Annotated in this window: 9 protein-coding genes; 1 reads left to right on the plus strand and 8 read right to left on the minus strand. The window is 70.1% G+C overall.

The genetic code is table 11. The annotated features are described in order from the left end of the window. Positions 1-20 precede the first annotated feature (20 nt). Entirely contained in the window at positions 21-782 is a 762-nt protein-coding gene (locus B0293_RS40035) for a helical backbone metal receptor (RefSeq protein ID WP_005167957.1), read from the minus strand. Beyond that, positions 779-2,188: an RNB domain-containing ribonuclease gene (locus tag B0293_RS40040; RefSeq protein WP_039919980.1), complete on the minus strand. Its 1,410-nt coding sequence runs from the start codon at positions 2,186-2,188 to the stop codon at positions 779-781. The genes B0293_RS40035 and B0293_RS40040 overlap by 4 nt, the downstream gene beginning before the upstream one ends. Positions 2,189-2,322: 134 nt before the next feature. On the opposite strand from B0293_RS40040, the gene B0293_RS40045 reads away from it, so the two are divergent. Continuing rightward, positions 2,323-3,288 (plus strand): ATP-binding protein, encoded by a 966-nt coding sequence (locus tag B0293_RS40045; protein ID WP_005167952.1) that lies wholly within the window; start codon positions 2,323-2,325, stop codon positions 3,286-3,288. Between the two features lie 427 nt (positions 3,289-3,715). Here B0293_RS40045 and B0293_RS40050 read toward each other — a convergent pair whose 3' ends face one another. The 6 genes from B0293_RS40050 to B0293_RS40075 all read right to left on the minus strand — a co-directional run bounded on the left by B0293_RS40050 (position 3,716) and on the right by B0293_RS40075 (position 11,942). Continuing rightward, positions 3,716-3,913: a hypothetical protein gene (locus B0293_RS40050; RefSeq protein WP_005168701.1), complete on the minus strand. Its 198-nt coding sequence runs from the start codon at positions 3,911-3,913 to the stop codon at positions 3,716-3,718. A 34-nt stretch (positions 3,914-3,947) separates the two neighbouring features. After that, positions 3,948-5,114, minus strand: coding sequence for a hypothetical protein (locus B0293_RS40055; protein ID WP_077241504.1), 1,167 nt, complete (start codon positions 5,112-5,114; stop codon positions 3,948-3,950). A 102-nt stretch (positions 5,115-5,216) separates the two neighbouring features. Beyond that, positions 5,217-6,215: a C40 family peptidase gene (locus tag B0293_RS40060; RefSeq protein ID WP_005166551.1), complete on the minus strand. Its 999-nt coding sequence runs from the start codon at positions 6,213-6,215 to the stop codon at positions 5,217-5,219. 4 nt (positions 6,216-6,219) lie between these two features. After that, positions 6,220-6,816, minus strand: coding sequence for a hypothetical protein (locus B0293_RS40065; RefSeq protein ID WP_005166549.1), 597 nt, complete (start codon positions 6,814-6,816; stop codon positions 6,220-6,222). Between the two features lie 3 nt (positions 6,817-6,819). Beyond that, complete coding sequence (locus tag B0293_RS40070) at positions 6,820-8,985, minus strand: hypothetical protein (protein WP_005166548.1); 2,166 nt, start codon at positions 8,983-8,985, stop codon at positions 6,820-6,822. Further along, positions 8,982-11,942, minus strand: a complete 2,961-nt coding sequence (locus B0293_RS40075; protein ID WP_005166547.1) for an ATP-binding protein — start codon at positions 11,940-11,942, stop codon at positions 8,982-8,984. The genes B0293_RS40070 and B0293_RS40075 overlap by 4 nt, the downstream gene beginning before the upstream one ends.

An 11,942-nucleotide genomic window follows, 5' to 3' on the forward strand; every position in this document is an offset into this window, starting at 1 on the left:
GATAGCAAAGGTCCCTTGCTTCAGCCGACGGCGCGGAGCAGCGCGGCGTGGGCCTCGACGAGCGAAGGGCCGTACCAGGTCAGGTGGCGTCCGGAGACCAGGACGTACTTCGCGCCGGGGAACGCTTCGGGGCCGTCGCCCGCGGTGAACTCGTAGGGCTCGTCAGGCAATACGAGCAGGTTCGCCTCTTCGGCAGCGAAGCGCGCCTGGAGTTCTTCGAGCTTCGGGCGCGGGTAGCGCTCTTCGTCGTCCGCGTAGGCGTTGCCGATCCCGACGCGATGCAGGACGTCGCCGCCGAAGGTGTCCCGGCCGAGCACGATCCACGGCTTCCGCCACACCGGCACGACCGCCCGGAACCGCTCCGGCAGGGTTTCCCGCCACACCTCTTCGGCCTCGACCAGCCAGTCCGGTTCGGCGAGGTCGTAGGCCTGCGTCAGGATCCGCCGGATCGACGCGAGCGCGCTGGGCACGGTCGCCGACGCCTCCATCACCCAGACCGGAATCCCGTTGGCGCGCAGGCGTTCCACGTCCTCCGGCCGGTTCTCCTCGGAGTTGGCCAGCACCAGATCCGGTGCGAGTTCGAGCACCTTGTCCACGTTCGGGTACTTCGAGCCGCCGACTCTCGGGACGTCCAGGTCGACCGGATGGGTGCAGTAGTCCGTCGCGCCAGCGAGCCTTCCCGGCGCGCTGACCTCGACGGCTTCGGTCAGCGAAGGCACGAGCGAGACCACCCGTGCCGCCGGAGCGCGCAGCGGGACCACTTCGCCGAGGTCGTCGATCATGCCCGCTCGAACGACAGTTTCCGCTTGTCGACGTCCACTGCGGTCAGCCGGACGCGGATCCGCTCGCCTTCGGGCAGCTTCTCGCCGGTGCACTTGGACATCACCGGCGGATCCTCGACCAGGATCTCGGCCTTGGTCTCCTCCGCGCGCAGCACGATCGCGCCGAACTCGCCGCCGATGTGCTCGGCCATCACCCAGACCTCGACCTGGTCGATGGAGGCCCGTTCGACCTTGGCCGCCAGCGTGTCGGACGCGGTCATCTGCTCCGGTACCTCCGAAAGCGCCGCGCGGACCCACGCGGGCACTTCGCGGCCGGCGCTCACGGCGAGGCAGATCTCGGTGGCGAACCGGTCGACCAGCCGCCGGATCGGCGCGGTGACGTGGGCGTACGCGCCGCCGATCCCGGCGTGCGTGGTCAAGGCGGGCAGTTCGCCGTCGAACGCGGTGTACCCGGCGCCGCGCAAAAGCCTTGTGGTGTCGGCGAAAAGTGCCATGGACGCGGGCTGGCCGGGATCCAGCGCGGCCAGGAATTCCGACACGCTCTTACCCTCGGGCCAAGCGATGTTGAGCGCCTGCGCGGAGCGGCCCAGCCATTCGACCGCGTCGGCGTCGGGCGGCGGCAGCGTGCGCAGGACACCGATCTTGGCGTCGATCATGATCTTGGCCGCGGCCATGCCGGTGAGCAGCGAGATCTCGGCGTTCCAGGCGTCGACGTCGTTGCGCGGCCGCTGGATCAGCGCCCAGCCGCCGTCGGGGTCGCCGCTGATCTCCTGTTCCGGCAGCTGGAGTTCGACCGCGCCGCGCCGGATCGCGAGTTCGCGGCGCAGGCGGCCCAGCTCCGGCAGCGCGGCGACCGACGGATGCGGGTCGCCCGCGTCGATCGAGGCCTGGACGGTCTCGTAGTCGAACTGCTCGGTGGACCGGACCAGTGCCCGGCGGACGTTGGTCGCCGTCGGTTCGCCGCCCGCGTCGATGTCGATGGTCCACAGCACCGCGGGCCGGGTCTCCCCCGGCAGCAGGCTGGCCGCGCCTTCGGACAGCACCGGCGGATGCAGCGGGACGTTCCCGTCGGGCAGGTAGAGCGTCTGCCCGCGGCGCCGCGCCTCCTTGTCGAGCGCGCCACCCGGCGGGATGAACGCGGCCAGATCGGCGATCGCGTAGTGGACCCGGAACCCGCCGCCCTCGATGCGCTCGATCAGCACCGCCTGGTCGAGATCCTTGGCACCGGGCGGATCGATGGTGACGAAGGGCAGACCGGTGGCGTCCTCACGGCCTCCCGCCGACTCGAGCGGGTCGACGACCGCCGCCTCCGCCTCGGCGAGCACGTCGGGCCCGAACGACTCCGGCAGCGAAAACTCGGCTCGCAGGCGACCGAAGTCCCCTCCGGCCGTGTGTGTCCTGATCACGAGTGGAGGCACCACCCAACCCTATCCCGATTCGGCCAGGTTGATCGCCCGTTCGGGCGCGGGCCGGTCGGGTGTACGTTACCGAGCGAAATGAAAACCGATACCCTTTTCAAAACGACAGAGAGGGCCGAGGCGTGAAGATCGCGTTCGTCGGGAAGGGCGGCAGCGGCAAGACCACGCTGGCGTCGCTGTTCACCGCATACCTGGCCGGTGGCGGGAAACCGGTGCTGGCGATCGACGCGGACATCAACCAGCATCTCGCCGTCGCGCTCGGCGCCAGCGAGGAAGAGGCCATCGCGTGGCCGACGCTGGGCGACAACATGGGCCTGATCAAGGACCACCTGCGCGGCGACAACCCGCGGATCGCCGACGCGGCCTCGATGATCAAGACGACCCCGCCCGGACGCGGATCGCGGCTGGTCCGGCCGTTCGAGGACAACCCGATCTTCGAGGCGTGCTTCCGCGACTTCGGCGGTGTGCGGCTCGGCGTCACCGGGCAGTTCGACGAGGACGACCTCGGCGTCGCCTGCTACCACTCGAAGGTCGGCGCGGCGGAACTGTTGCTGAACCACATGATCGACGACGCGGGCGAGTACGTCGTCATGGACATGACCGCCGGCGCCGACGCGTTCGCTTCCGGCCTCTTCACGCGGTTCGACGTGACGTTCCTGGTGTGCGAACCGACCGTACGCAGCGTCGGCGTGTACCGGCAGTACGCCGACTACGCGCGGGACTTCGGCGTACGGCTGGTCGTCGTGGGCAACAAGGTGACCGAGGACGAGGACATCGACTTCCTGCGCGAGGAGGTCGGCGAAGCGCTGCTGGGCTGGATGGAGAACTCGCGGCACGTCCGCGCCGCCGAACGCGGCCGCGCGCGCCCGATCGGCGAACTCGAGGCGCACAACCTCGCGACGCTGTGCTCGATGCTGGCGACCGTCGACAGCGAGCAGCGCGACTGGGCCCGCTATCAGCGTCAGGGCGTCGAGTTCCATCTCCGCAACGCGCGGGCGTGGGGCAGCGGGCGGGCCGGGGAGGACCTCACGGCCCAGGTGGACCCGGAGTTCGTGCTCGGCCCGGCGCTGGCCCGGCAGGATGCCTGACCTTGCGGTTTCCCGCTCAAGGAGAGCAAGGGACCTTTGCTCCCGTTCGTTAGCGTGCTAACGAACGATAGCAAGGGTCCCTTGCTATCGTTTCTCTTAATGTTGAGAGAGGCGTAAGTCCGTGAAGGCCTCCTTGCCTACCCTGAAGGTAGTGAAGGAGGCCTTCACGGACCCTGGGTCCCTCAAGGAGTCCTTCACGGACCACCTGCACACCCCAGGAACCTCAAAAACCCCAGTAACCCCACACGCCACAGCGGGTGCGCGTGAAGGCCCCCTTCACGCGACTCAGCCGAGGAAACTCGCCCTTCGCGGCAGCCCAAGTACATGAAGGGGTCCTTCACGGAACCAGGCGCAAGCAAGGGCCATCAATTATCAGGCCCAGGCGACAGCAAAGGTCCCTTGCTCTCTTTTCGCAGGTCAGGGCGGCTCAGTCGCCGTTCCACTTGGCGTCTTCGGCGTCGGCCTGCCGCGTACGTTCCTTGGCGATGTCCAGGGCACGCCTGGCCGTCGCCTCGTCCGGGTACGGGCCGAGGAGGTCGATGCTCCGGCCGCGTTCCAGGTGCTCGACCTGGTTCGTCTTGGTGTTGAAGTACCAGCCCTGATCCGGGTTCGGGTCGCTCGACATACGTCAAGCGTGACATCACCCGGACGTCCTGTCATCACTTGCGATAGCGGTACGGGATCTCCGTGGGATCACCGGTCGGCCCGAACTCGTCGCCTTCGGGCGAGTCCACCTTCGAGCTTTCCGGCACGCTTTCGGCGAGTTCGTCGAACCAGCCCCGGCCCATCGGAACGCCGCGCGGCGGGGTGGGAAGGTCCGGCGCGACGGGGATGCCCTGCGGCGGCGAAGCGGACGACGTCGGCTGCGGCAAGGGCCCCGGAGGCGGGCCGGTGACCGGAGGCATCGCGGACGACGGCGGCGTCGTAGCGGGCGGAGACGTGAAAGGCGGCGGGGTGGCCGACGGAGGCGGGCTCGCGGGCGGCGGTTCCGGCTGCGGCTCGGCCTGGGGCGGCGCGGCGGACTGCGCTTCCGGCGTCGCCGGAGGCGCGCTCACCGGCGGTGGAGGCGGCGGAGGCGGCGCCTGGTTCGCCGCGGCAGGCCGCGACTGGCTGGGCTGAGGCAACGGCGGCGGAGCCTGCGGCGCGGGTGCCTGTGTAGGGGGCGCCGCGTGATTACCCGGCAAAGGCGGTCCGGCTGGCGGTGCCGCGGGCGGGGTGACCGTGCGCCACACCGGCGCCGGTCCGATGTTCATCGGCGCCGGGGCGCGCGGCGGCTGCTGCGGTGGCGCCTGCTGTTGCCCGGGCGCGGGCGGCGCGGCCTGCGAAGGCGGCGGGGGTGCCTGGCGCTGCGCGGGCTTCGGGATCGGGTCGAGGCAGGAGACGAGCACCGTGGTGTTGGCCGGGTCGTCGATCTTCCGTCCGCTGCGCTCGCGGTAGATCATCTCGCCTTCGGTGTCCATCTCGACCAGGTAGCCGGCTTCCGCCAGCTGCTCCTCGTCGAGGTCGACGAGCTTTTCGTAGCGGGACGGGACGACCCGGTAGACGGGCCAGGCGAGCCGGGCGTTCTCGTGGTGGAACTGGGCCAGCAGGGCGGCCATCTGCTGCTGCCAAGGCAGCGACATCCCCTCCGCCAGCGAACGCGGCAACACGACGTAACCGGGGTCGACCCCGGGCCAGCCCTGGTTCAGCTGGTCCGCCAGCGGCGTACTCGACGCGGGACGGGCCGCCTGCCGCGCGGGCTGTGCGGTACCGAAGAGATCGCGGGGATCGACCTCCGGGCCGCCTCCCGCCGCGGGCTTGCCTCGCCTTCCGAATTTCCGTGCCACGCTCTTCATCCTCTGCCAGTGTGCGGCCGCGTGCCGGTGGACAGGCCGCCACTTCGGGTGAATCCGATGGTCTCGCGATCGCGAGACCACGCTGGCACCATGCTAAACGCCAGGACGGACCGCCTGCGCGACCACTTCGGCCTCGTCGAAGGAGAAGTCGCGGATGTGGACCGGCACCCCGGTCTGCTGCGCCTCGACGATCTTGCCCTCGCCCAGGTACATCATCACGTGGTGGATGGTCGCCGGATTCGACGGCACGGTGGCCAGGAACAGCAGATCACCGGGTTGCGCCTGGCGGACCGGCAGCATCGCGCCGCCCTTGTACTGGTCCCGCGAAACCCGCGGCAGGATGATCCCGGCCGACTCGTAGGCCCGCAGCATCAGCCCGGAGCAGTCGTAACTGTTCGGCCCGGTGGCGCCCCAGACGTACGGCTTGCCCTGTTCGGCGAGGGCGAACTTGATGGCCTGCGCGGCGGCCTGGCTCGGCGGCACCACACTGCCCACGCTCGTGCCACAGCCGACGACGTCGACGATCTGGCCCTCGTTCTGCACGAGCAGCGCCGCCATCGGCTCCCAGTTGTGATAGCGGTCGGGGAAACCGGACCGCTCGACCCGCTGCGCGGCGTCGCCGGGACGCATGTTCTCCCAGTCCGGCACCGCGAGCAGCACGTCGAAGAACTTGTTGACCTGGTACGGCGGGTGGGTGACCTCCGCGACGGACCCCCAGCCCATCGACGGCCGCATCTGGAAGATGCCGAGCGAGTCGCGGTCGCCGTAGGTCAGGTTCCGCAGCTTGGACTCGGTCATCCCGGCCTGGATCGCCACCTGCCACGCGCGCGGGGACAGCGTGCGCTGTTTGCCGATCGAGATGATCAGCGCGACGATGCCCTTCTGTTCTTCGTCGAGTTTGTTGATGTCCGAAGAACCGCGATCGGTCTGACCGGGCAGGGTCGGCCCGATCGACGCGTCGCAGGAGGTCTTGACGACGCCGCCCGCCTGCGCCTCCATGTGATCGGTCACCACCTTGGTGACCGTGCTCGTGGTGACCACCGCGGCGAAGACCGCGGCGATCAGCACGCCGACGATGATCCCGATCTTCATCGGGTCAGCCCGCTTGGGTGTACTTGGTGACCCGCCACCCCGGGTTCGTCTTGACGACGGTGACCCGGACCTTCGGCCCGTCCGTCGGCACGTCGACGTCCATCGATCCCGCGAACGAGGACGCGACCTGCGGCTCCCCGGACACCCTGGTCGCGGTGATGTTCGCCGGATCCACCGTCGTCAGTTCCCCGGCGAAGTACTCCTCGGTGGTGTACGGCCGCAGCCTGGTCAGCCATTGCTCGGTCGTCGTGCCGTCCGGATGGTTCGCCCATGCCGTCACCCACTCCTTGGCGACCCTGACACCGTCCTGGTCAGGTGGCGCGGAAGACGGTGCCGGCACGGAGGTCAGCCTCGGCGGCAGCGTCGACGTCACGGTGACCGGCGCGGCGACGCCGGGACGCGAGGTGGCTGTCGCCGAAGCACCCGGCCCGTTCGCCGTCTGCCCCGGTTTTCCGATGGCCTTGGGCAGCAGGATGCCCAGCGCGGTGAGCACCACCGCGAGGACGACCAGCGTGCCGACGAGATGGCGGGGCGAGCGCAGCGGCCAGCCCCACAGCCTGCGGTAGACCGCGGTACGCCCGCGGTTGGTCCGGATCGGCATGGGTCACCGACCCACTGCGTGGTCTGTGTCGCGGACTTCCTCGCGGACCTCCAGCCCGCGCGAAGGCCGGTACAGCACGAAGACCGGCTTGCCCGCGACGACTTCGGGATCGACGCGGCGAGGACGCGGTGTCGACGGCCCCGCCTGCACCGGCACGGAGCCCGAGAGGTCGGGAGTGGCGTAGCCGCCGCCGGCGGAGTTCATCCGCGACGGCACCACGACCGGCTCCGGTTCGTCGCTCCAGCGCCGGTCGGCGACCGGCGAGGTGTCGACCCGGCGGCTCGGTACCTGGATCGGGCTCCGCCCGCCCGAGGTGAACATGGAGTCGCCCGGATTGCCCCCGGCCGGGTTGTACTGGCCGAACACCGGGACGCCTCCGCCGCCGCCCGCGGGTAGCGCGGGCAGGCCGCCACCACCGCCGACCGCGCCGGGCCAGGGCGCCCCGGACCAGGCCGCCGCGGGCCTGATCGCGCCGGACCCGTTGTCGAGCCGCTGGGAGCTGGCGAAGATCGTCGCCTCGGGGCGGAACCGCCCGCCGCCGACCGTCGCGCCCACGGGGCCGCGGAGGTCGCCGTCGACGACGTCGTCGGTGTCGCGGACGTTCTGCCAGAACGCGTCCTGCGGGGTGGGCTCGTTGTTCTTCTTACGGAAGCGCGAGAAGAGTCCGCCACGGGGCGAAGGCATCGCGCCGCCGACCATGCCGACGGACATCTCGACCATCTGCCACAGCCGCCGTACGGGACGGCCGACCATGAACAACAGCACGGTGATGATGGCCGCCAGCGCCATCTTCGTCAGCAGGGAAAGCGAGTTCCCGGCGGTGAAGATCGCTTCCAGCAGGAGCGTGTGCACGCCCGCCAGTACCGACAGCACCATCAGGTTGAACGCGACCGCGCCCAGCACCTTGAGGATGCGCTGCATGATCTGCGGCTGAAGCAGCGCGATCAGGCCGATCAGCGGCGCGGTCAGGACGAAGATCCTGATCAGCACCTGCGCGAGCAGCACCGTGGCCTTGGCCAGCAGTTGGAACAGCGAGTAGAAGATTCCCTGGCCCAGTGAAAGGAAACCGGCGCCGACGCGGCTGCCGTCCTCACCGGTGAAGTAGCCGGTCGCCGGGCCGAGTTTGGTGGAGATGTCCTTGAACGCCGCCTTCTTGGAGTCCACCAGCGCGGCGTCGGCGTCCCCGCCCTGCAGGATCTGGGTCCTGGTGAAGGCCCGCGCGTCCAAAAGGGCCGGACCGTACTGAAGGGCCTGCGGGGAGTCCGGCGTGCCGAACTCGCCCCGGAGCCAGTTGTCGTAGACGACCCGGCAGTGCAGTTCGGTCGGGACGCGGTCCCACGGCTGGCGGGCGGCCACGGCCTCCGGGGTCGCCTGGCACGGCTGTGCCGCGGGCGGCTGCGGCGGGGTCGGCGGCGGGTTCTTGACCTCGTCGATGAATCCGGCCTGGATGTTGGTCGTGGTCTGCACGATCGCGTTGTCGATGGGATCGATGAACCGCAGGAGCGCCAGGGAAGACGCGGCCAGCCAGACCGCGGCCAGCCCGTACAGCGCCCGTTTGCTGACCGCCGCGAGATCACCGCGCCAGATGTTGCGGAACAGCATGATCGACATGATCAGCGCGGCCAGGCCGAATAATTGGGCGTAGATGTTGTTGAAGACCTTCTCGGCCCCGGCCTTGACGGCGTTGTAGAGCGGGCTGAGCAGGCTGCCCTGCAACACGGTGTAGTGCAGCGAGTTCGTGGCACCGACGATGTTCTTGCCGATGTTGAACAGCTGGTTGCCCGCCCAGGTGTCGATCGTCGAGTTGGGCGAGGTGATTCCGGCCAGCGGGCCGCAGTCGGTTTCGAACGTGTCCCAGACGTGTCCGGCGTACCCGTAGACGTTGTACGGGCTGCCACCTTCACCGCGAGCGATCACGGACGGGTCGAGCGCCCCGACCATGCCCGCGCCGGGCCGCTCTGGGTTCGGCGCCTCACCACAGGCAGCGGCCGACGCCGCCGGAGCGGTCGCCACGGCCTGCAAACCCAGGATCAGCATGACGACGAACATCGTCGCGCGGCGGCTGGGTCTGGTCTTGCCCGGCCGCGGCCCCTCTTTCAGGCGGCGGCGCAGCGCGTGCCATCCGGCGGCGAACGCGAGCACGAACGCCAGTGTCATCACCGTGTTCATGCGGCGTCCCTGCCGGTGCCACCCTTGCCGGCGCGCGCGTGCTCGCCCTGACTCCCATTCCCGTTGGCACTGTGTCCGTTTTGGACAGCGCCTTGCACTTCTCCGGTTTCGGCCGCCAACGGGTCCGGGGCGCCGAGCATCTGTTCGTCGGTGAGGCCGACCTCGAGTTCGGCCGCGAGCTCGAGGTCCTCTTCGAGCTCGAAGTCGTCCTCGGGCGGCACCGGGACGTATTGCTTCTCTTCCGGGACAGCGATCTCGTTGCCCGGTTTGGCCGGTTTGGCGTCGGGCGAACCCGGCGTGGTGTCCATGACCCGGCGCAGATGTTCCAGGTGCGGCCCGGAGAAGTCGACGCGGATCCGCTCCACGCCACCGGCGCCGTCACCGAAGATGAACTGCCGCGGTTCGACGTCGCGCTGGATGTCCCGTTGCGAGCCGGGCCGCCTGCCCAGCGCGGCGACGACCTGTTCGTAACCGACGCCGACCGGGACCTTCAGCAGGCGCAGCGCGTCGGCCTGGGCGTCGTCGTCGTCGAGCCGTCCGACGAACACCGAGTCCAGCAGCGCCACGAAACCCTGGATCTTCAGGAAGTCCGCGGGGATCTGCGAGGACAGCAGCACGCGGACGTTCCACTTTCGCGAGTCACGGGCGAAGCGGTTCATCAGCACGCGACCGGTCGGGACCTCGGAGAGGAAGAACGCCTCGTCGATCCAGACGCCCTTGCGCAGTTCCTTCGGCTTCTCGTACACCGACCGCTGCGTCAGCCACGCGGCGAGGTTCAGCATCTCGACGCCGAGGGATTCCGCGTCCGTCCAGTACTCGCGCGGGACGCCGTCCTTGGGCAGGGTCAGCCCCGCCATGGTCAGCACGGTCATCCGGTCGTCGCGGGTCTCGGCGTACGGGTCCGCGTCGGTCTCCGGGATGAGCAGCGCCATGCGCTCGCGCATCTCGTCGAGGAAGTCCGCGACGACGACGGCGTGCTCGTGGTGCTCGCTGGAGTCCCGCCGCAGCGCGTCGATGACCTGGCCCGGGTCGGCGTCGAACCGCCCGCCGACCGCGCGGACCGCGCGCAGCAGCACGATCCGAGTCTGCGCCATCCGCGAGACCTCGTACGGCAGGACACCGGTGAGGACGTCGAGGACGAGACGGCGCCGGGTGGCGCCCGCGAGGGCCTTCTCCCGCCGCCACGAACGCTCGGGGTCGTCCTCGTCCATGAAGTGCTCGATCTGCGGCTCGGCGACCACCCGGTACGGGTTGAGGATGCCGGGCTGCGCGTTGAGCAGGTTGATGGGCCGCGCGTACGGCCGCAGTTCGGGCAGGTCGCACAGCCGCGACAGCGGGCCCGACGGGTCGAGGATCGTCCAGTGCGCGCCCGCGCGGAGCGTCTTGTAGACGATGCCGCCGCCGAGGAACGACTTGCCGCCACCGAGTCCGGCGACCATCGCGGTCAGGCCCGAGCCGTCACGGATCTCCTGCGCCATCCACGGATCCCACGCCACCGGGCGCCGGGTCGCGGTCACGGTCTCGCCGAGCAGGATGCCGCGGCGGTCGCCCACCTCGGCCGTCGCCGTCGGCACCGACGAGGACGCCCACACGACCGAACCGCGGCGCATGTACGCCGCCGAGGCCAGCGGCTCACCGGGGATGAACTCCCGAGCCAGCGCGTACTGGGCTTCCGGGTGCTCGACGGCGATCTTCGGCTTGTAGAGGTCGAGCAGCTGCTGGGCCAGGCGCAGCGCGTCACGCTCCGTGGGCCCGGACACCGCCAGCCGCCACCACGAGCGGACACGGGTGGCCAGCGCGGTGAAGCCCGACGTCATCTCGTCGTCGATCTCCAGCACCCGGCCCGCCTGGCGCGCCAGCGACTGCGGCGGCTCCAGTTCGTGCTCGTCGGTGTAGTGCTTGACCTGCGAACGGACCTTGTTCATCTGGCGTTGCAGCTCGCCGGCGACCTCTTCGGGGCGCCGGACGTAGATCCGCGCGGACACCTCGACCGCGGCGGGCAGCCGGTCCGCGTGCTGGATCCACGGGTCGTCGACCTCGGGGATCTGGAGGCCGTGCATCTGACCGACGGTGAGCACGGCCAGATGCCGCGAGACCCCGGCGTTCGACCCGGTGCGGCCGCGGACGGTGACCGTCGGCGCGTAGGGCTCGGCGTGGAAGTCCGCCGCGTCGGTGAAGCTGGCGAGGTCCTCGGGCTCCCAGGCGGCGCCCGGGACCGCGGGCATGTTACGCGGCGCGGGCAGGCCCAGCGAGCACGACCGGTGCATCAGCCAGGACATCTCCTCGGCGTGCACCGGGCGGCCTTCGAGCCCGGCGGAGCCGATCACCTGGTCGAGGTGCTCGACCTCGGAGTCGAGCGCGGCCAGTTCGGCGTCGACGGCCTCCGGCAGGATCTTGCGCAGCACCGGGGCGGCGCTCTCGACCGCACGGTCGATCATCCGCCGGGTCTGCACCTGGACCCCCAGGTAGACCTCTTTTTCGGCCATCGAACGGCCCATCAGCTGCTGCTGCTCGCCGATGAGGTAGTCGTCGAAGGACAGCGCGCCCTGGACGTCCTGGGGACGGCCGACGGCGTTGTGCACATGGGCCTCGGCCCACATGCGGATCGGGTACGGCCGGTTGGTCACGCGCAGGTGCAGCCAGCGGCCCTGGAGCTCCGCGTACTGCCCGGCGATGGCCGCGATCAGGTCGCGGCGCTGCGAGTCCGACCGGAACGACCAGCGCTGCGGCGCGAGCCGGTACCAGGCGTAGACCTCGTAACCGGTGCGCAACAGGTGCCCGTCGATGCTTCGCGCCGCGATGGACGGGGTATAGGTGGGTATGGCCGCCTCGCCGGGCAGCCGCCTCCCCTTGCCGGCCTTCTTGGGCTGCGCGGAGCGGACCTGCTGGGGCGGGTTCCAGGCCCCTTGCTGCAGGTCTCGATCACGTTTTCCTCGGCTTCCGCCGCGACCGAACAA

It is taken from the genome of Amycolatopsis azurea DSM 43854 (assembly GCF_001995215.1).
GTDB lineage: Bacteria > Actinomycetota > Actinomycetes > Mycobacteriales > Pseudonocardiaceae > Amycolatopsis > Amycolatopsis azurea.

Bases quoted from the DNA above. Each gene is read 5' to 3' on its own strand.
- B0293_RS40070 (WP_005166548.1), bottom strand. From the start codon at position 8,985: ATGAACACGGTGATGACACTGGCGTTCGTGCTCGCGTTCGCCGCCGGA.
- B0293_RS40065 (WP_005166549.1), bottom strand. From the start codon at position 6,816: ATGCCGATCCGGACCAACCGCGGGCGTACCGCGGTCTACCGCAGGCTG.
- B0293_RS40035 (WP_005167957.1), bottom strand. From the start codon at position 782: ATGATCGACGACCTCGGCGAAGTGGTCCCGCTGCGCGCTCCGGCGGCA.
- B0293_RS40060 (WP_005166551.1), bottom strand. From the start codon at position 6,215: ATGAAGATCGGGATCATCGTCGGCGTGCTGATCGCCGCGGTCTTCGCC.
- B0293_RS40050 (WP_005168701.1), bottom strand. From the start codon at position 3,913: ATGTCGAGCGACCCGAACCCGGATCAGGGCTGGTACTTCAACACCAAG.